14 protein-coding genes are annotated in these 20095 nt (G+C 56.3%); 10 read left to right on the forward strand and 4 right to left on the reverse strand.

The genetic code is table 11. The annotated features are described in order from the left end of the window. Positions 1-13: 13 nt before the first annotated feature. Positions 14-1351 (forward strand): glucarate dehydratase, encoded by a 1338-nt coding sequence (gudD, locus tag USH94_RS03655; protein ID WP_111965437.1) that lies wholly within the window; start codon positions 14-16, stop codon positions 1349-1351. 77 nt (positions 1352-1428) lie between these two features. Then, positions 1429-2568, forward strand: a complete 1140-nt coding sequence (locus USH94_RS03660) for a glycerate kinase (RefSeq protein WP_111965438.1) — start codon at positions 1429-1431, stop codon at positions 2566-2568. Between the two features lie 95 nt (positions 2569-2663). Here USH94_RS03660 and barA read toward each other — a convergent pair whose 3' ends face one another. After that, positions 2664-5423, reverse strand: coding sequence for a two-component sensor histidine kinase BarA (gene barA, locus USH94_RS03665; protein WP_111965439.1), 2760 nt, complete (start codon positions 5421-5423; stop codon positions 2664-2666). A gap of 57 nt (positions 5424-5480) precedes the next feature. Here barA and rlmD point away from each other — a divergent pair, with 57 nt between their 5' ends. The 5 genes from rlmD to eno all read left to right on the forward strand — a co-directional run bounded on the left by rlmD (position 5481) and on the right by eno (position 13162). Then, positions 5481-6779, forward strand: a complete 1299-nt coding sequence (rlmD, locus tag USH94_RS03670) for a 23S rRNA (uracil(1939)-C(5))-methyltransferase RlmD (RefSeq protein WP_111965440.1) — start codon at positions 5481-5483, stop codon at positions 6777-6779. A gap of 51 nt (positions 6780-6830) precedes the next feature. After that, on the forward strand, positions 6831-9062 hold the full coding sequence (gene relA / locus USH94_RS03675) for a GTP diphosphokinase (RefSeq protein WP_008499628.1): 2232 nt from the start codon (positions 6831-6833) through the stop codon (positions 9060-9062). Between the two features lie 66 nt (positions 9063-9128). After that, the gene (gene mazG / locus USH94_RS03680) at positions 9129-9920 is read left to right on the forward strand and encodes a nucleoside triphosphate pyrophosphohydrolase (RefSeq protein ID WP_111965441.1); all 792 of its coding nucleotides are present in this window, start codon (positions 9129-9131) and stop codon (positions 9918-9920) included. Between the two features lie 223 nt (positions 9921-10143). Beyond that, positions 10144-11781, forward strand: a complete 1638-nt coding sequence (gene pyrG, locus USH94_RS03685; protein WP_032648095.1) for a glutamine hydrolyzing CTP synthase — start codon at positions 10144-10146, stop codon at positions 11779-11781. An 82-nt stretch (positions 11782-11863) separates the two neighbouring features. Next, positions 11864-13162 (forward strand): phosphopyruvate hydratase, encoded by a 1299-nt coding sequence (eno, locus tag USH94_RS03690; protein ID WP_024909267.1) that lies wholly within the window; start codon positions 11864-11866, stop codon positions 13160-13162. A gap of 53 nt (positions 13163-13215) precedes the next feature. Here eno and USH94_RS03695 read toward each other — a convergent pair whose 3' ends face one another. Beyond that, the gene (locus USH94_RS03695) at positions 13216-14325 is read right to left on the reverse strand and encodes an SDR family oxidoreductase (RefSeq protein WP_111965442.1); all 1110 of its coding nucleotides are present in this window, start codon (positions 14323-14325) and stop codon (positions 13216-13218) included. 358 nt (positions 14326-14683) lie between these two features. Continuing rightward, positions 14684-15508 (reverse strand): MurR/RpiR family transcriptional regulator, encoded by an 825-nt coding sequence (locus USH94_RS03700; RefSeq protein WP_111965443.1) that lies wholly within the window; start codon positions 15506-15508, stop codon positions 14684-14686. Between the two features lie 165 nt (positions 15509-15673). Between USH94_RS03700 and USH94_RS03705 the strand changes: the two genes are divergently transcribed. From USH94_RS03705 to queE, 3 genes are read left to right on the forward strand one after another with little or no spacing between them, the layout of a single operon-like run. After that, complete coding sequence (locus USH94_RS03705; protein WP_111965444.1) at positions 15674-17233, forward strand: PTS transporter subunit EIIC; 1560 nt, start codon at positions 15674-15676, stop codon at positions 17231-17233. Beyond that, positions 17233-17940, forward strand: a complete 708-nt coding sequence (locus USH94_RS03710) for an N-acetylmannosamine-6-phosphate 2-epimerase (RefSeq protein ID WP_111965445.1) — start codon at positions 17233-17235, stop codon at positions 17938-17940. Before USH94_RS03705 ends, USH94_RS03710 begins: the two co-directional genes overlap by 1 nt. 54 nt (positions 17941-17994) lie before the next feature. Beyond that, entirely contained in the window at positions 17995-18666 is a 672-nt protein-coding gene (queE, locus tag USH94_RS03715) for a 7-carboxy-7-deazaguanine synthase QueE (protein ID WP_023333236.1), read from the forward strand. Between the two features lie 17 nt (positions 18667-18683). Here queE and USH94_RS03720 read toward each other — a convergent pair whose 3' ends face one another. Then, positions 18684-20081, reverse strand: a complete 1398-nt coding sequence (locus USH94_RS03720; protein ID WP_320731316.1) for an MFS transporter — start codon at positions 20079-20081, stop codon at positions 18684-18686. Positions 20082-20095: the final 14 nt, after the last annotated feature.

A 20095-nucleotide genomic window follows, 5' to 3' on the forward strand; every position in this document is an offset into this window, starting at 1 on the left:
AAAGGATTACACGATGAGTACCTTTACGACCCCTGTCGTCACTTCCATGCAAATCATTCCGGTTGCGGGCCATGACAGCATGCTGATGAACCTGAGCGGCGCGCATGCGCCATTCTTTACCCGCAATATTGTCATTATCAAAGACAATTCCGGCCATACGGGCGTGGGCGAAATTCCGGGCGGGGAGAAGATCCGCCAGACGCTGGAAGATGCCATTCCGCTGGTCGTGGGCAAAACGCTGGGTGAGTACAAAAATGTCCTGAACACCGTGCGCAACACCTTTGCCGATCGCGATGCCGGGGGACGTGGCCTGCAGACCTTCGATCTGCGTACCACCATTCACGTGGTGACCGGGATTGAATCCGCGATGCTGGATCTGTTGGGTCAGCATCTGGGCGTCAACGTCGCGTCGCTGTTGGGTGAAGGACAGCAGCGCAGCGAAGTGGAAATGCTGGGCTATCTGTTCTTTGTCGGCGACCGCAGGCTGACACCGCTGCCGTATCAGAGCCAGCCTGATGAACAATGCGACTGGTACCGACTCCGCCACGACGAGGCGATGACCCCGGATGCGGTGGTGCGCCTGGCGGAAGCCGCGTACGAAAAATATGGCTTTAATGATTTCAAACTGAAGGGCGGCGTGCTGGCCGGGGAACAAGAGGCGGAAGCCATCACCGCGCTGGCAAAACGTTTCCCACAGGCGCGCGTGACGCTGGATCCTAACGGAGCATGGTCGCTTGATGAAGCGATCAAAATTGGTAAACAGCTGAAAGGCGTGCTGGCGTATGCGGAAGATCCGTGTGGGGCTGAGCAAGGCTTCTCGGGCCGTGAGGTGATGGCGGAATTCCGCCGAGCAACGGGGCTACCAACCGCGACCAATATGATTGCTACCGACTGGCGTCAGATGGGACACACGCTGTCATTGCAGTCTGTCGACATTCCGCTGGCGGACCCGCACTTCTGGACGATGCAGGGCTCGGTGCGCGTGGCGCAGATGTGTTATGAGTTTGGCCTGACCTGGGGCTCGCACTCTAACAACCACTTCGACGTGTCGCTGGCAATGTTCACGCACGTTGCCGCTGCCGCTCCGGGGACGATTACCGCTATCGACACGCACTGGATCTGGCAGGAGGGTAATCAGCGTCTGACTAAGCAGCCGTTTGAGATCAAAGGTGGCATGGTTCAGGTGCCTTCCACACCGGGGCTGGGGGTTGAGCTGGATATGGAGCAGGTCATGAAAGCCCATGAGCTGTATCAAAAACACGGTTTGGGCGCGCGCGATGACGCGATGGCGATGCAGTATCTGATCCCCGACTGGACATTCGACAATAAACGCCCGTGCATGGTACGATAAACGCATTGGGACCGCTCCCATGAGCGGTCTTTTACGTGGTGTATGCTTAACGTAACGACTATGCGTAAGGATGGCTTATGAAAATTGTTATCGCACCGGACTCGTATAAGGAAAGTTTGAGTGCGCTTGAGGTTGCGACAGCGATAGAGCGTGGTTTTCGCGAGATCTTTCCCGAGGCGGTTTACGTCAAAATCCCGGTCGCGGACGGTGGCGAAGGGACGGTTGAGGCGATGATCGCGGCAACGCATGGACGCATTGTGCATGTTCCGGTGACCGGCCCGCTGGGTGAGCGCGTGGACGGGTTTTATGGCTTATCCGGTGACGAGCAGAGCGCCTTTATTGAAATGGCGGCGGCAAGCGGCCTGGAGCTGGTCGTCCCTTCACAGCGTAATCCCCTGAAAACCACCTCCTGGGGCACGGGCGAACTGATTCGGCATGCGCTGGATGCGGGCGTTAAGCATATCATCATTGGCATTGGCGGCAGCGCCACCAATGACGGCGGAGCAGGGATGGTGCAGGCGCTGGGCGCTAAATTGCTCGACGCGAGCGAACAACCTCTTGGGCAGGGCGGAGGCGAACTGGGAAAACTCGCGCGTATCGACCTGAGCGGGCTGGACAGACGTCTGGCGGAGTGTCGGATAGAAGTTGCATGTGATGTCACGAATCCACTCACCGGAAAGGACGGTGCGTCAGCCGTATTTGGACCGCAAAAGGGTGCCACACCTGAGATGATCGTCACCCTGGACAACGCGCTGGCTCAGTATGCGAGAGTCATTGCCCGGGATCTGGATATCGACGTACTAAACCTTGCTGGCGGCGGAGCGGCGGGTGGCATGGGGGCGGCGCTGTACGCCTTTTGCGGCGCGCAGCTGCGCCAGGGCATTGAGATCGTGACCGATGCGCTACACCTGGCCGACCAGGTGGCCGATGCGGATTTGGTGATCACCGGTGAAGGCCGCATTGATAGCCAGACGATCCACGGCAAAGTCCCGGTGGGGGTGGCGAAGGTGGCGAAACGCTTTAACAAACCCGTTATCGGCATTGCAGGCAGCCTGACGGCGGACGTTGGCGTCGTACACGATCACGGCATTGATGCGGTGTTTAGCGTGATCTACACCATTTGCTCGCTGGAAGACGCGCTGGAAAATGCCAGCGAGAACGTCAGGATGACCGCAAGGAATATCGCTGCGGTGCTGAAAGTGGGGCAGGGAATGTAGTTCTCCCTCTCCCTGTGGGAGAGGAGCGGGGTAAGGGCATCAGGCCGCACCCGCAATTGTAGGCCCGGTAAGCGTAGCGCCACCGGGCATTTACCTCAGCTCCCCAACACCTTCATCGCTTCCCGCGTCACATTATCCATTTCATCCAGCAGCTCCAGGAACTCCGGTTCAAGCTCCGATTCCGGCGTACCGGCACGCAGCTGCTGCTCCAGCAGTTGGCAGAGGTTTTTCAGCCGCGGCACGCCGCTGTACCCGCAGCTGCCGTGCAGCTTGTGGATCGCGTCCAGCAGATCTTCCGGATTTTCACCCACCAGCTGCTCTTCCACCTTATTGCGGATCTCCGGCAGAAACGCGACCAGCATTTGCAGCATGTCGCGGGCGAGATCGGGTTTACCTGCCGCCTGGCGCAACGCAAGCTGCCAGTCAAAGGTGGCGTTCTGATTAACGCTTACCTCAGCCTGCTCGCTGGAAACCGTGTACGTCCCGCCGATATGACCCGGCTTATATCGCAGCAGCAGGCTATGAAGTTTCTCTTCATCGATGGGCTTTGCCAGGTAATCGTTCATCCCGGCGCTCAGCAGCTTCTCCTTCTGGCCCGCCATCGCATGTGCGGTGACCGCAATGACCGGCGTTTGCTGCTGATGCGGCAACTGGTGGATCAGCTCGCAGGCCCGGATGCCGTCCATTCCCGGCATCTGAATATCCATCAGAATTAAATCGAACTGCATTTGCTTAGCCTGTTCAACCGCCTGCGCGCCGCTGGTGCACAGCTCAACATGCTGAACCTGGTCCTCAAGCAATGCACCAATCAGCTTCAGGTTGGCCGGATTATCATCCACCGCCATCACGCTCATCGGCAATTTTTGCTCATCGTTAATCAGCGGGAGGGCATGCTGGCTAAGACGGCAATATTCCGTGAGCGCGGGCAGGAGACGGGTCGCGGTGAGCGGTTTCAGCAGACACGCGGCGGCTCCGTCATTTTTTAACTCTTCTGCATTCAGCTGAGCGTGGCAAGGCAGTGCCAGCAGCAGATAGTCCGTCATCGACGCGGCTTTCGCCAGCCGCTCCTGCTGCATGGTCAGCTCGCCGGTAAAGGTGACCGGGATCCCCATCAGCAGGATGTCGTAATGCTCAACGGCCAGGGCGGAGAAGGTTGGGCTGTAGACGACCTCCAGCGGCGTGGTGCTTAATATGTCGAGCGTACACTGCGCCGCTGCGGCGTTAGGCTCAACATAGGCCAGTCGCTTGCCCTTCAGGCAGTCCGTCATCGGACCGTCGGTCAGCACGTTCGGATTAAGGTCCAGATTAATGTGGAACCAGAAGGTTGAACCGCGGTTCGGCTGGCTGTGGAAAGAGATATCGCCGCCCATCTCGTTCACCAGACGCTGGGTGATCACCAGCCCCAGACCGGTGCCGCCATGACGGCGGGAGATACTGGCGTCCGCCTGACGGAACGCCTGGAACAGACGCGACTGGTCGCGCTCCGGAATACCGATGCCGGTATCGCGGATCTGGACTTCAATCTGAACCTTATTGCTGCTGATCGAGCGTTTCTCTACCAGGACGTCGATATTACCGCTTTCGGTGAATTTAATGGCATTCCCGACAAGGTTGGTAATGACCTGCTGCAGGCGCAGCGGATCGCCAATAACGTTATCCGGCACGTCGTTTTTAATATTAAGCGTCAGCTCCAGGCCTTTATCGTGCGATGAGTGCGCGAGCAGCGTCACAACCTCATCGAGCGTGCTGCGCAGCGGGAAGGGAATGCTTTCCAGGATCAGCTTGCCCGCTTCCAGCTTGGAGAAGTCCAGCACGTCGTTGATGATCGCCAGCAGGTTGTTGGCCGAGCGTTCAATGGTGTGCAGGTGATCGCGCTGAGTGGGGTTGAGCTCGCTTTTGAGCGTCAGGCGGGTAAAGCCGATCACGCCATTGAGCGGCGTACGCAGCTCGTGCGACATATTGGCAAGGAATTCAGACTTGATACGCGCCGCTTCCTGGGCGCGCTTTTTCGCCAGATCCAGCTCAACGTTCTGGATCTCCATCTGCTCCAGCGTTTCGCGCAGGTCGGACGTCGCCTGGTCAACGTTGTGCTGCATCTCTTCGTGATACGCCGCCAGCGACATCGCCATCGAGTTGATGCCGTTTTTCAGCATATCCAGCTCGCCCAGCATAAAGCCTTCCACACGGCTGTCGAGCTGTCCCCGGCGGATGCGGTCAACCGTGTTAACCATGTTGCGGATGGGGCCCGTCACGTCGCGCATCAGGCGCCAGCCGAAGATCAGCGCAATGCCAATGCAGAACAGCATCATCACGCCAGAGATGAAGATTTCTTTGTACTGCTGTAGCCGGACCGACTTGAGATCCAGCTCCAGCGCCACATATCCCAGCATATTATTGCTGGATTTGGCGTCGGATTGCGCGGACTCATCGGGGGAATAGCTTTCCGACACGATCGGCGTGCGCAGGATCATGATATCGCCGCGCCGCAATACGGTGAGGTGGCGCGGGAACGGCGTACCGTCCGGGATCTTCAGGGCCGCCGGATCGAGATGAAAGTTCGAGGTGACAAACAGCCGGTTATGTTCGTCGTAAACGGAAATGGCGCGTACGATGTCCGAGTGGCGGCGGTGGAGTACGCTGATTAACTGCCCAATGGATTCGCGGTTTTGCAGGTTCATGCCGTACTCGCTCGATACGGCAAGCGGTTCGATGATGCTGGCGCCTGCATCCTCCAGCTGCCGCTGCAAATCGTTATAGCGGTGCACCACAAAGAAGATACTCAGCAGCAAACCGATGAGAACGGTGGGGGCGAGGATCAAAATCATCATGCGCGCGCGCAGGCTGTAGTTGGTCATGGCGTTCCGTTATGGGACAATTAAGATAATTATGTTTATGTGAGAAAAATCTCGGCGATGGCGCAATTCTACTCTGCAAAGCGACGCGTGACGACGCGTGAAATCATTACTGTTGAAGCCACGGACCTCGATCCGTTTGGTCAGGGAGTAGCACGTCACAATGGTAAGGCTCTGTTTATAACAGGTTTACTGCCAGCAGAACGAGCAGAAATTACGCTGACGGAAGATAAACGCCAGTTCGCGCGCGGACAGGTTAAGCGTCGTCTCAACGATAGCCCGGAGCGCGTGAAGCCCCGCTGCCCGCATTTTGGCGTTTGTGGGGGCTGCCAGCAACAGCATGCGAGTACAGAATTACAGCAAAAAAGTAAAAGCCGCGCGCTGGCGCGTCTGCTCAAACATGACGTTAACGAAATTGTTGCCGACGAGCCCTGGGGCTATCGTCGTCGCGCGCGCCTGAGCCTCAGCTATCAGCCAAAAACGGATCGTCTGGAGATGGGGTTTCGCAAGGCCGGCTCCAGCGACATCGTTGACGTGAAGCAGTGCCCCATTTTGGTGCCCCATCTTGAGGCGTTGCTTCCGGAAGTGCGCATTTGCCTCTCCGGGCTGGACGGCGTACGCCATCTCGGGCACGTCGAACTGGTCATGGCAAACAATGGCCCGCTGATGGTGCTGCGCCACACCGCGCCGCTGTCGAAAAAAGATCGCGAAAAACTGGAACGCTTTTCGCATTCCCACGACCTGGCGCTTTTCCTGGCACCACAAAGCGAGATACTTGAGCAGGTTACCGGTGAGGCGCCCTGGTATGCGTCAAACGGGCTACGCTTAACGTTTAGCCCGCGGGATTTCATTCAGGTCAATGATGGCGTTAACCAGCAGATGGTGGCGAAAGCGCTGGCGTGGCTGGATGTCCAGAAAAGCGATCGGGTGCTCGATCTGTACTGCGGAATGGGCAACTTCACGCTGCCGCTGGCGCGAGAAGCGGCCAGCGTCGTCGGCGTGGAAGGCGTTGAGGCGCTGGTGGCGAAAGGGCAGGAGAACGCGCGGCAGAACGCCTTGCAAAATGTGACATTCTTTCATCAAAATCTTGAGGAAGATGTCACTCAACAGCCGTGGGCAAAGCAGGGCTTTGATAAAATTTTGCTCGACCCGGCACGTGCCGGTGCCCCGGGCGTGATGGCACATATTATTAAACTCGCGCCGAAGCGTGTGGTCTATGTTTCCTGTAACCCGGCAACGCTTGCCCGGGACAGCGAGGCATTACTCAGCGCGGGTTACCAGATTCAGCGTCTGGCAATGCTGGACATGTTCCCGCACACTGGGCATCTGGAATCGATGGTGTTGTTCGAGCACATCTAATTTGTTTGGCTTGTCGACTTCGACAGGCCCTGGTCCCTAAAGGAGAGGACAATGGTTGCGGTAAGAAGTGCACATCTCAATAAAGCTGGGGAGTTTGACCCACAAAAATGGATCGCAAGTCTGGGAATTTCCAGCCAGCAGTCGTGTGAACGCTTAACCGAAACCTGGGCCTATTGTCTGCGCACCACGCAGGGGCATCCCGACGCCGATCTTCTCCTGTGGCGCGGCGTGGAGATGGTTGAAATCTTATCCATGCTGAACATGGACATCGAAACGCTGCAGGCCGCGCTGCTCTTCCCCCTCGCGGATGCGGACGTGGTCAGCGAAGACGTGCTGCGCGATAGCGTCGGGAAATCCGTCGTCGCGCTGATCCACGGCGTGCGCGATATGGCGGCCATTCGTCAGCTTAAAGCCGCTCATACCGATTCCGTCTCCTCAGAGCAGGTCGATAACGTTCGCCGGATGCTGCTGGCCATGGTGGATGATTTCCGCTGCGTGGTCATCAAGCTGGCCGAGCGTATTGCCCACCTGCGAGAGGTAAAGGATGCGCCGGAAGACGAGCGCGTGCTGGCCGCCAAAGAGTGTACGAACATCTATGCGCCGCTGGCGAACCGCTTAGGGATTGGTCAGCTGAAATGGGAGCTGGAAGATTACTGCTTCCGCTATCTGCACCCGGCGGAATATAAACGGATTGCCAAACTTCTGCACGAGCGCCGTATCGACCGCGAGCACTATATCGAGGAGTTTGTCGGCGGCCTGCGCCAGGCGATGAAAGAAGAGAACGTGCGCGCCGAAGTCTATGGTCGGCCTAAGCATATCTACAGCATCTGGCGCAAAATGCAGAAGAAACACCTCGCCTTTGACGAGCTGTTTGACGTGCGCGCCGTGCGCATCGTGGCCGAGCGTCTGCAGGACTGCTACGCCGCGTTGGGGATAGTACACACTCACTTCCGTCATCTGCCCGATGAGTTCGACGACTATGTCGCCAACCCAAAACCGAACGGCTACCAGTCTATCCATACCGTGGTGCTTGGCCCTGGCGGTAAAACGGTTGAGATTCAGATCCGCACCAAACAGATGCATGAAGACGCCGAGCTGGGCGTTGCCGCGCACTGGAAATACAAAGAAGGCACCTCCGGTGGGGCGCGTTCTGGCCACGAAGACCGCATTGCCTGGCTGCGCAAGCTGATTGCGTGGCAGGAAGAGATGGCCGATTCCGGCGAGATGCTCGACGAAGTGCGCAGCCAGGTCTTTGACGATCGGGTGTATGTCTTTACGCCGAAAGGGGACGTTGTCGACCTGCCGGCCGGCTCTACGCCGCTTGATTTTGCCTACCATATCCACAGCGATGTGGGACACCGATGCATCGGGGCGAAAATCGGCGGGCGTATTGTACCGTTCACCTATCAGCTGCAGATGGGTGACCAGATTGAAATCATTACCCAGAAGCAGCCCAACCCGAGCCGGGACTGGCTTAACCCTAACCTGGGCTACGTCACCACCAGCCGCGGGCGCTCGAAGATTCACGCCTGGTTCCGTAAGCAGGATCGTGACAAGAACATCCTTGCCGGTCGCCAGATCCTCGACGACGAGCTGGAGCATATCGGAATCAGCCTGAAAGAGGCGGAAAAATTCCTGCTGCCGCGCTACAACTTCAACGAGCTTGACGAGCTGTTAGCGGCCATTGGCGGCGGTGATATTCGTCTGAATCAGATGGTGAATTTCCTGCAGGCGCAGTTCAATAAGCCAAGCGCGGAAGAACAGGATGCTGCGGCGCTGAAGCAGCTGCAGCAGAAAACCTACGCGCCGCAGCAGCGCAGTAAAGACAACGGCCGCGTGGTGGTCGAGGGTGTAGGTAACCTGATGCACCACATTGCCCGCTGCTGTCAGCCAATTCCAGGCGACGATATCGTCGGCTTTATCACCCAGGGGCGCGGGATTTCAATTCACCGTTCCGACTGCGACCAGCTTGCCGAGCTTCAGTCCCATGCGCCTGAGCGCATCGTGGAAGCGGTCTGGGGGGAAAGCTATTCCGCTGGCTACTCGCTGGTGGTGCGCGTTACCGCCAACGACCGCAGCGGCCTGCTGCGCGACATCACGACCATTCTTGCCAACGAGAAGGTCAACGTGCTGGGCGTCGCCAGCCGCAGCGATACCCGCGAGCAGCTTGCCACCATCGATATGACCATCGAAATCTATAACCTGCAGGTGCTGGGCCGCGTGCTTGGCAAGCTGAACCAGGTGCCGGATGTGATTGACGCGCGTCGTCTGCACGGCGGCTAAACATCCTCTTCCGTAGGCCGGGTTAGGCAACGCCGCCACCCGGCATTTTTTTATCAGGACAGAATTATGACTCAAATCGACCGCCTGCTCGGCATCATGAAACGCCTGCGCGACCCGGAAAACGGCTGCCCGTGGGACAAAGAGCAGACTTTCGCTACCATCGCCCCGTACACCCTGGAAGAGACCTATGAGGTGCTGGACGCCATTTCCCGCGAAGACTTTGACGACCTGCGCGGCGAGCTGGGCGATCTGCTGTTCCAGGTGGTGTTCTATGCACAAATGGCGCAGGAAGAAGGGCGCTTTAACTTTGACGATATCTGCGCAGCAATCAGCGACAAGCTTGAGCGCCGTCATCCCCATATTTTCGGTGACGCTACCGCAGGAAACAGCACCGAAGTGCTGGCCCGCTGGGAGCAGATCAAAAGCGCCGAGCGGGCAGAAAAATCCCAGCACTCCGCGCTGGACGACATTCCGCTGAGCCTGCCCGCACTGATGCGTGCGCACAAAATTCAGAAACGCTGCTCCGCGGTGGGGTTTGACTGGACCTCTCTCGGCCCGGTGCTGGATAAAGTGCACGAAGAGATTGACGAGGTCATGCATGAAGCGCAGCAGGCGGTGGTGGATGAAGCAAAGCTTGAGGAAGAGATGGGCGACCTGCTGTTTGCGACCGTCAACCTTTCTCGCCACCTGGGTGTAAAAGCGGAAACGGCGCTGCAAAAAGCCAACCTTAAGTTCGAACGCCGCTTTCGCGAAGTGGAGCGGATTGTCGCCTCGCGAGGCCTGGAAATGAGCGGTATTGACCTCGACGCGATGGAAGAAGTCTGGCAGGAAGTAAAGCGCCAGGAATGTGATCTCTAACGAAATTTTGCGATCAAGCGCAATTTGTGTGATTTTTTAAATGACAAGCGCTTGATTTGCGTCAAAAACATTTACCCAAAAGGGGCTATTTTCTCACTCCTTATGTTTGTCATGGCCTGGAATGGAGACGGAGAATGAAAGTTTGTGGCGCTCGCCGTGTTCGGGTATACTACTTTCCCGTCCTGGTTATTCCATCGTTTCACCCTAACTTCTCAGGTTCAGCATGACAACGAACTATATTTTTGTGACCGGCGGGGTCGTATCCTCTCTGGGTAAAGGCATTGCCGCAGCCTCCCTCGCAGCCATTCTTGAAGCCCGTGGCCTTAATGTGACCATGATGAAACTGGATCCGTACATCAACGTCGATCCGGGCACCATGAGCCCAATCCAACACGGGGAAGTGTTCGTTACTGAAGACGGCGCTGAAACCGATCTGGATCTTGGCCACTACGAGCGTTTCATCCGCACCAAAATGACCCGTCGTAACAACTTCACGACTGGTCGCATCTACTCCGACGTTCTGCGTAAAGAGCGCCGTGGTGACTACCTGGGTGCAACCGTTCAGGTTATCCCGCACATTACTAACGCCATCAAAGAACGCATTGTTGCGGGTGGCGAAGGCCACGACGTGGTGCTGGTTGAAATCGGCGGTACCGTGGGTGATATCGAATCCCTGCCATTCCTGGAAGCGATTCGTCAGCTGGCGGTAGACATTGGCCGTGAACACGCGCTGTTCATGCACCTGACGCTGGTGCCGTACATGGCAGCTGCAGGTGAAGTGAAAACCAAACCGACTCAGCACTCTGTTAAAGAGCTGCTCTCTATTGGTATTCAGCCAGACATCCTGGTTTGCCGCTCCGATCGCGCGGTGCCGGCGAACGAACGTGCGAAAATTGCATTGTTCTGTAACGTGCCTGAAAAAGCCGTTATTTCAATGAAAGATGTCGATTCCATTTATAAAATCCCGGGCCTGTTGAAATCTCAGGGCCTGGACGATTATATTTGTAAACGATTCAGCTTGAACTGTCCGGAAGCTAACCTGTCTGAATGGGAACAGGTTATTTACGAAGAAGCCAATCCGGCAGGCGAAGTGACTATCGGTATGGTCGGCAAGTATATCGAGTTGCCGGATGCCTATAAGTCAGTGATCGAAGCGCTGAAACACGGTGGTCTGAAGAACCGTGTCTCCGTTAACATCAAGCTGATTGATTCGCAGGATGTTGAAACGCGTGGCGTTGAAATCCTGAAAGATCTGGATGCTATCCTTATCCCTGGCGGCTTCGGCTACCGTGGTGTAGAAGGCAAGATCGCCACCGCGCGCTATGCGCGTGAAAACAATATTCCATACCTCGGCATCTGTCTGGGTATGCAGGTTGCGCTGATCGAATTTGCGCGCAACGTAGCGGGAATGGAAAACGCGAACTCTACGGAATTTGTGCCAGACTGTAAGTACCCTGTTGTGGCGCTTATCACCGAATGGCGTGACGAAGAAGGTAACGTCGAAGTCCGTACCGAGAAGAGCGATCTGGGTGGCACCATGCGTCTTGGCGCACAGGCCTGCCAGCTGACTGACGATAGCGTGGTTCGCAAGCTGTATGGCGAGCCGGTCATCACCGAGCGCCATCGTCACCGCTATGAAGTCAACAACATGTTGTTGAAACCTATTGAAGCCGCGGGCCTGCGTGTTGCGGGACGCTCCGGGGATGATCAGTTAGTCGAGATCATTGAAGTGCCAAACCATCCGTGGTTTGTCGCCTGCCAGTTCCACCCGGAATTTACTTCAACGCCACGTGACGGGCATCCGCTGTTTGCAGGCTTCGTTAAAGCCGCCAGCGACTACCAGAAGCGTCAGGCGAAGTAAAAAAAGTTAGAACGGCAACGCGTACCTTTGGTACGCGTTGTTTGTCTGGAGTTTTAGTTTAACTTGTACTGAGGAAAATCTAATGTCCAAAATCGTTAAAGTCATCGGTCGTGAAATCATCGACTCCCGTGGTAACCCGACCGTTGAAGCCGAAGTTCACCTGGAAGGTGGTTTCGTTGGTATGGCTGCTGCTCCATCAGGTGCTTCTACCGGTTCTCGCGAAGCGCTGGAACTGCGCGATGGCGACAAATCTCGCTTCCTGGGTAAAGGCGTACTGAAAGCGGTTGGCGCTGTAAACGGTCCTATTGCTCAGGCAATCATTGGCAAAGACGCCAAAGACCAGGCTGGCATCGACAAGATCATGATCGATCTGGACGGTACTGAAAACAAATCTAACTTCGGTGCGAACGCAATCCTCGCTGTTTCCCTGGCGAACGCCAAAGCGGCTGCGGCTGCTAAAGGTATGCCACTGTTCGAGCACATCGCTGAACTGAACGGCACCCCAGGCAAATACTCCATGCCTGTACCAATGATGAACATCATCAACGGTGGTGAGCACGCAGACAACAACGTTGATATTCAGGAATTCATGATTCAGCCAGTTGGCGCGAAATCCCTGAAAGAAGCGGTACGTATGGGTTCTGAAGTGTTCCACAACCTGGCTAAAGTTCTGAAAGCTAAAGGCATGAACACTGCTGTTGGTGACGAAGGTGGCTATGCGCCAAACCTGGGTTCTAACGCAGAAGCACTGGCTGTTATCGCAGAAGCAGTTAAAGCTGCTGGCTACGAGCTGGGCAAAGACATCACCCTGGCGATGGACTGTGCAGCATCTGAATTCTATAAAGACGGTAAATACGTTCTGGCTGGCGAAGGCAACAAAGCGTTCACCTCCGAAGAGTTCACTCACTTCCTGGAAGACCTGACCAAACAGTACCCAATCGTGTCTATCGAAGACGGTCTGGACGAGTCTGACTGGGCTGGCTTCGCATACCAGACTAAAGTACTGGGCGACAAAATCCAGCTGGTTGGTGACGACCTGTTCGTAACCAACACCAAGATCCTGAAAGAAGGCATCGAGAAAGGCATCGTTAACTCCATCCTGATCAAATTCAACCAGATCGGTTCTCTGACCGAAACTCTGGCTGCGATCAAAATGGCGAAAGACGCTGGCTACACCGCGGTTATCTCTCACCGTTCTGGTGAAACTGAAGACGCTACCATTGCCGACCTGGCTGTGGGTACCGCTGCAGGCCAGATCAAAACCGGTTCTATGAGCCGTTCTGACCGTGTTGCTAAATACAACCAGCTGATTCGTATCGAAGAAGCGCTGGGTGAAAAAGCACCATACAACGGTCGTAAAGAGATCAAAGGCCAGGCATAATTGCTTAAGCCTTAAAATGAAAATGCCAGTCGAATGACTGGCATTTTTTTTGGCTATTTAAAATCGACCGCCATTTGCTCCGGAATGGTCAGCCCCTGGGTAGTTTGCACGCAGCGGGCGATATAATCCGTAAACCGGGGTGGCTTCGGCATCCCCATGCTCAACAGCTTATCGTTGCTGAAACGCACGTTAAGCGTCGCAAACGCACCGTATAACCGCATGGCTCTAAGCATCAGACGCTCGTTGCATGGCCCAAAAATATGTTTCAACTCGCGGCGCATTCGGACCAGCGTTTCGTAGCTGACCTGGGCATATTTATCCCCGACGGGGGCTTTCTCCAGCGCCTGCGCCATTGCCTGATCGATATCCGCAAAGCGAACGCTATTCTCTTCCCCCGCAGAAATGTGTACTACTTCCCCCGGACGCGCGTTGCTGTTAAGCAACATTAACAGCGCGTCGGCGCAGTAATCCACTGGCACAACGTCGATCCGGTCTTCCATTGAGCACATGAACTTCTGCAGCATCAGGCCCATGCTAAAGACCCAGAAAATGCTGCTCGACGGCGTGCAGCCGTGACGGGTATGGCCAACGACGATGGACGGACGGGCGATGAGCAGGGGAAGGTTAGGGCACTCCTGGCGCATCAGCTGTTCGATGGTTGACTTCGAAAACGTGTATTCCACCAGGTGTTCAGCATTCTCTCTGAATTCAGCGCTTTCGGCGACCAGGGAATCCTGCTCCGGCGTGCATGACATCGCGGTGCCGACGTGGAGGAAACGCTGCAGTCCTGTGACCTGCTCCATGCGGCGCGCCAGCGCCAGCGTTCCTTCAACGTTGACCTTCCAGATCAGCGGGTTGTTACCAAATGAGGCGACGGCCGCACAGTTCACGACATGCGTGACCCGATCCAGACGGGGATCGTTCAGGAAGGCTTCTGGCTGGCTGAGGTCGCCAATCAGGATATTGTCCACATTCAGGGAGGCCAGTTTGTCCTCAGGAACGTTGAACTTGCGCATATTCTCCAGCACGCGCTCCAGCCCGCTCTGCGGATCGCTGGCGCGCGCAAGCAAAAGGAGTTCTATGGATTGCTCGTTGGTCAGGATTTTTTCAAGAACTGCACCGCCCAGAAATCCGGTCACGCCTGTAATCAATAACATCTTCATTAATACCGTCTCATTATGATTGATGAGGCGGATTGTAGGCGTGCAAAAGTAAACGGCATTTAAATAATAAAACGCCGAAATCAATGGCGTCTTAAGCTTATTTTAAGGAAAGGAAATCAGGTGAAGATATTGGACATTATCGCAATGGTAAAAATTCAATCTATTAAAATTTAAATTTTAACTCGTTGAATTTAATATATTTTATAAGGCCTATGCCGAATGGTGGACTTAATTCAAAATGTAATAAATATAATACTTTGTTACACCAAACATTTGCCGGATAAATGATGAAAACCCCACTTAACGAAAATCAGACAATATAAGTCGCAGGCCGATTTATTTAGCCTGCGAATGATTTTCAGAGCAAAAGGGGAAGCGTGGCGCTGGCTGTTTGCTGGCTAACGTCGCCGTAATGACCATCCAGCGCAATCATGGACGTGGTCAGCAGCTCGACCAGCAGCATAACCCCAACCTTAGCATTGAGTGCGCCCGCGCTAAGGGGACCCTCTGGTTTGGCCGCAACCAGCAGCATGTCGCTCAGGGATGCCAGCGGGCTGCGTGGCGTATTGCTGAGTGCCAGAACCTTAACGCCGCGCTTGCGGGCAAGCTTCACCACGTGGAGTAAATCCCGCGTTGAACCCGAACTGGAGATAGCCACGACCAGGGTCTCTTTTGAAAGCGCTGTCGCATTCATGGCCGCGCGGTGCATATCGCTGAACAGCTGCGCGGGTTTGCCCAACCGCAACAGCTTGTAGTGCAGATACTCCCCGAGGATCGCGCTGGCCGCAACGCCATAAATCTGCACGGACTGCGCCTGGTGCAGCGCCAGTGCGGCCTTTTCAAGCAGCGTGCGGTCAAGGAGCCGGGCGGTATCCTGCAAAGCTTGCACCGACTCATCCACGACGTTATCAATCTCATCGCCCGCCTGACGCGCGGGCTGGCCCTGCTGAATATCCAGCGCAAGCGCCATTTTAAATTCGTTATAGCCCTTGCAGCCCAGCGTCCGGCAAAGACGCGTGACGCTGGCCTCGCTGGTGTGGCTCTCGCGCGCCAGCTCGGTGATCGTCAGATAGAGCACCCGGGCAGGATCGCTGAGGACAAACTCGCCGAGTTTTTGTTGTGTTGGGCTGTACCCGGAAGCCTCCTGGCGTAGCTTCAGCAGCAGGTTTTCATGGTCTGACATGCTCGATCCTTAATGCGTTTCTCTGCGACTAGTGTGGCGGAAAGCGGGGGAAAGATGCCAGTCATTTTGAAAAAGTATGATCGTCGTCCTGGTTTTTGATGATAATTTTCACTATTAAATATTTATATGGTAAAAATTTTCATCGTTTAATGAGGGGATGAAAAAATGATGCAAATATTCAGTGGGGCTTCTTCAGGAGGATGGTTTGAAAAAGCGCAGCGCTTTGGCAAATCCTTTATGTTGCCGATTGCCGTGTTGCCTGCGGCGGGTCTGCTGCTGGGGATAGGCGGCGCGCTATCGAATCCCAACACGCTGGCAGCCTATCCGTTTTTAGACGTGAGCTGGCTGCAGGCCATTTTCACCATCATGAGCAGCGCAGGATCCATCGTGTTTGCGAACCTCTCGGTGCTGTTTGCCGTTGGGGTGGCCGTCGGGCTGGCAAAAAGCGATAAGGGCACGGCCGGGCTGGCGGCATTACTCGCGTTTCTGGTGATGAATGCCACCATCAACGCGCTGCTGATCCTCACCGGCAAACTGGCGCAGGAGAACCCGGGGGCCGTGGGGCAGGGCATGACGCTGGGTATTCAGACGCTGGAAACCGGCGTGTTTGGCGGCGTGGTGATTGGACTGGTGACCTGCGCACTCCATCATCGGTTTAATAAAATTGCGCTTCCACAGTTCCTCGGGTTCTTTGGCGGCTCGCGCTTTGTCCCCATTATCAGCTCCCTGGCGGCGATACTCGTCGGTGCGCTCATGACCGTGGTCTGGCCGCATTTCCAGAAGCTGATTTTTGGTCTGGGCGGGCTGGTGGATGCTACGGGTTATCTGGGCACCCTGCTGTACGGCTTTATTCTCCGCATGCTGGGCCCGTTTGGTTTGCACCACATCTTCTATCTGCCTTTCTGGACTACCGCGCTTGGCGGGAGTGAAATCGTCAACGGACACCTCGTGGAAGGCACGCAGCGGATCTTCTTTGCCCAGCTGGCCGACCCGAACACGCAGCATTTCTATGAGGGCACGTCACGCTTCATGTCCGGGCGCTTTATTACGATGATGTTTGGCCTGCTCGGCGCGTGTCTGGCGATGTACCACACGGCTAAACCCGAGAACAAAAAGCGCGTTGCCGGGCTGCTGCTCTCTGCGGCGTTAACCTCGTTCCTTACCGGGATTACCGAGCCTATTGAGTTCTCCTTCCTGTTTATTGCGCCGGTGCTTTACGTCCTTCATGCGCTGTTTGACGGGCTGGCGTTCATGCTCGCACACATGCTGCATATCACCATCGGGCAAACCTTCTCTGGCGGTTTCATCGACTTCGTGCTGTTCGGCATTTTGCAGGGGGAGGCCAAAACCAACTGGATGTTCGTTCCGCTGGCCGGCGTACCGTGGTTTTTCCTTTACTACTTTACCTTCCGATATCTGATTAACCGTTTTGATTTCGCCACGCCGGGTCGGGAAAAGGAGGCGATGGCTGACGAGGTCAGCCTGCCGCAAAACGAACGCGCCGCTGCGGTGATCGCCGGATTAGGCGGAAAAGACAATCTGGAAGAGGTGGACTGCTGCGCCACGCGTCTTCGCGTTACGGTCAAGGACGGCAGCAAAGTGAATGACGCGGCGCTGAAAGCCACCGGGGCGCGTGGCGTTATCGTGCGCGGCAACGGTGTTCAGGTCATCTATGGCCCGCACGTCACGATTATCAAAAACGAAGTGGAAGAGATCTTATCGTAATGAAAACTGTACTGGATACCCTGAAGGGAAAACTGGTCGTCTCCTGTCAGGCGCTGGAAAATGAACCGCTGCATAGCCCGTTTATTATGTCGCGAATGGCGCTGGCGGCGGCACAGGGCGGGGCCGCCGCAATTCGTGCCAACAGCGTGGTGGATATCGAGGCCATTAAGCAGCAGGTCTCTTTGCCTGTTATCGGCATCATCAAACGGGATTACCCGGAAAGCGAGGTATTTATCACCGCGACAATGAAAGAGGTGGATGAGCTCATGGCCGTATCTCCGGAAATCATTGCGCTTGATGCGACGGCGCGGGAGCGTCCCGGCGGAGAATCTCTGGAAACGCTGGTCACGCGCATACGCTCACGTTACTCCTCAGTATTGCTGATGGCGGATATTTCAACGGTCGAAGAGGCCGTGAAGGCGCAGGCGCTGGGCTTTGACTGCGTCGGCACCACGCTTTATGGCTATACGGCGGAAACGGTGGGCCATTCGCTTCCTGAGAACGACTGCGCGTTCCTGAAGGCCGTGCTGGCTGCCGTAACGGTCCCCGTAATTGCCGAAGGCAACGTGGATACGCCTGAACGCGCGGCCAGATGCCTGGCGCTAGGGGCGCATACGGTCGTTGTCGGCGGTGCGATCACCCGTCCACAGCAAATTACCGAGCGTTTTATGGCGGCGATTGGCGCGCAAAGCACCGATGGAGCATGACCATCAGGCGGGGATCTGCGATACTTATCGTTTATCCCCTTTACTGAGATGACTATGCAGTACCCGATTAACGAGATGTTCCAGACCCTGCAAGGCGAGGGTTACTTTACCGGCGTTCCCGCTATTTTCATTCGTTTACAGGGATGCCCGGTTGGCTGTGCCTGGTGTGATACCAAACATACGTGGGATAAGCTCGCAGATCGGGAAGTGTCGCTGTTTAGCATTCTGGCGAAAACCAAAGAGAGCGATAAGTGGGGCGCGGGCAGTTCAGAAGATCTGCTGGCCATTATTGGTCGTCAGGGCTGGACGGCGCGTCACGTGGTGATCACCGGCGGTGAGCCCTGCATCCACGATCTGACGCCGCTGACCGAGCTGCTCGAAAAGAACGGCTACAGCTGCCAGATTGAAACCAGCGGCACCCATGAAGTGCGCTGTTCACACACCACCTGGGTGACGGTATCGCCAAAAGTGAATATGCGCGGCGGGTATGACGTGCTGTCTCAGGCGCTGGAACGCGCGGATGAGATTAAGCACCCGGTTGGGCGCGTGCGTGATATCGAAGCGCTGGATGAACTGCTGGCAACGCTGACGGATGAAAAGCAGCGCGTCATTGCGCTACAGCCGATCAGCCAGAAAGACGACGCGACGCGCCTGTGCATTGAAACCTGTATTGCGCGCAACTGGCGCCTGTCGATGCAGACGCACAAGTACCTGAATATTGCCTGACCCTTTCGTGGCCCCGCCTATCGCGGGGCCCGACCTGAAGGGAGTAACGCCCAGGTCACTCCCACCGAAGCGAGACACATCGCGCTGTTGAAAAGGAGGGCATACTGTGCGGCGATGGCCATGCCCAGCGGCAGCAGCAGCGCATAGAGCGACGCGGTAACCGCGATCCCCATCGCTCCCCCCAGCGAGCTGCCCATTTTGTACACCCCCGAGGCCACCCCGACTTTGTTTTCTGGCGCGTTCATCACCGCCGTATCCGTTGACGGCGTGGCGTAACATCCCAGCCCCAGACCAAATAAAATGTTACTGAGAAAGACGGTGACGATGTAGATCTCCTTGCTTAAAAACGTGCAGGAGATGAGCGTGATGCCCGTTGCGGTCAGCAGCGGCCCGGTCATCATCGGCAGGCGCGCGCCGTAGCGCTGAAGCAGCTTTTCCCCTACCCGGATCATCGCCAGCACGGTAATCAGATACCCCAGCGTCATCATGCCGGTTTGCAATGGCGACAGACGGTGGCCCTGCTGCAGCCAGATGCTGGCGATCATCATGGTGCCAATGCAGCCGTTGAGCAAAAAGTTAGAGAATACCGAGGCGCTGTAGGCCCGGTTTTTAAACAGGGCAAAATCAATCAACGCCGCGTCACCCTTGCGTCGCCCGGTGAGCACAAAGCAGGCTGCTGCCAGCGCGGCGCCCCCCAGCACCAGCAGCGACAGGCCGCTGCTCCAGCCCCAGCTGTGGCCTTTGCTGATAAACAGGTTCAGCAGCACCAGCATGCAGACAAAGCTCACCAGACCGCCAATATCCAGCTTATGGCGGCTCGCGCCGTCGCTTCGGCTTTCCGGCGTGCCGCGGATCAGCAGCAGCGATGCCGCTGCCACCAGCATGGAAAAAATGAAGATCCATCGCCAGCCGAGCGTGGTGGCGATGGCGCCGCCGACAAACGAGCTCAGCCCGCTGCCGCCCCATGAGCCGATGACCCAAAAGCTGATTGCCCGCTGGCGAGCGTTGCCTTGATACCAGGTTTTAATCAGCGCCAGAGTTGCGGGCATGATGCAGGCCGCTGACAGCCCCTGTACCGCTCTCCCCAGCAGAAACAGAACCGGCTCCCACGACACGAAAAGCAAGGCGCTACCGATGATGCTCAGCGCGAGGCCAATGTAGGTCATACGCACGCGGCCAAACTTATCGGCAAAGCCGCCGCAGGCAACGACAAAACAGCCGCTGAATAGCGCACTGAGGCTGACCGCCAGCGTGAGGGTTTCAAGGGAGATAGTGAGGCTGTTTTTCATTGCCGGGACAACGTTTATCACCGACTGCGCAAATAACCAGAAGGTCAGAACGCTCATCACAATACCGGCCAGCAGCCGATCGTTACCGGCGTAGGACGGTGTGCCTGTCAGGGGTACGGTACTCATCGTGCGGCCCTCCG

Source organism: Enterobacter sp. 148H3, from assembly GCF_034107425.1.
GTDB classification, from domain to species: domain Bacteria; phylum Pseudomonadota; class Gammaproteobacteria; order Enterobacterales; family Enterobacteriaceae; genus Enterobacter; species Enterobacter vonholyi.

Excerpts from the sequence above, each read along its gene's own strand:
- mazG (WP_111965441.1), top strand. The coding sequence starts at position 9,129 with ATGACTCAAATCGACCGCCTGCTCGGCATCATGAAACGCCTGCGCGAC.
- USH94_RS03720 (WP_320731316.1), bottom strand. The coding sequence starts at position 20,081 with ATGAGTACCGTACCCCTGACAGGCACACCGTCCTACGCCGGTAACGAT.
- gudD (WP_111965437.1), top strand. The coding sequence starts at position 14 with ATGAGTACCTTTACGACCCCTGTCGTCACTTCCATGCAAATCATTCCG.
- pyrG (WP_032648095.1), top strand. The coding sequence starts at position 10,144 with ATGACAACGAACTATATTTTTGTGACCGGCGGGGTCGTATCCTCTCTG.
- rlmD (WP_111965440.1), top strand. The coding sequence starts at position 5,481 with ATGGCGCAATTCTACTCTGCAAAGCGACGCGTGACGACGCGTGAAATC.
- barA (WP_111965439.1), bottom strand. The coding sequence starts at position 5,423 with ATGACCAACTACAGCCTGCGCGCGCGCATGATGATTTTGATCCTCGCC.
- USH94_RS03660 (WP_111965438.1), top strand. The coding sequence starts at position 1,429 with ATGAAAATTGTTATCGCACCGGACTCGTATAAGGAAAGTTTGAGTGCG.
- USH94_RS03700 (WP_111965443.1), bottom strand. The coding sequence starts at position 15,508 with ATGTCAGACCATGAAAACCTGCTGCTGAAGCTACGCCAGGAGGCTTCC.
- USH94_RS03695 (WP_111965442.1), bottom strand. The coding sequence starts at position 14,325 with ATGAAGATGTTATTGATTACAGGCGTGACCGGATTTCTGGGCGGTGCA.
- USH94_RS03710 (WP_111965445.1), top strand. The coding sequence starts at position 17,233 with ATGAAAACTGTACTGGATACCCTGAAGGGAAAACTGGTCGTCTCCTGT.
- eno (WP_024909267.1), top strand. The coding sequence starts at position 11,864 with ATGTCCAAAATCGTTAAAGTCATCGGTCGTGAAATCATCGACTCCCGT.
- relA (WP_008499628.1), top strand. The coding sequence starts at position 6,831 with ATGGTTGCGGTAAGAAGTGCACATCTCAATAAAGCTGGGGAGTTTGAC.
- USH94_RS03705 (WP_111965444.1), top strand. The coding sequence starts at position 15,674 with ATGATGCAAATATTCAGTGGGGCTTCTTCAGGAGGATGGTTTGAAAAA.
- queE (WP_023333236.1), top strand. The coding sequence starts at position 17,995 with ATGCAGTACCCGATTAACGAGATGTTCCAGACCCTGCAAGGCGAGGGT.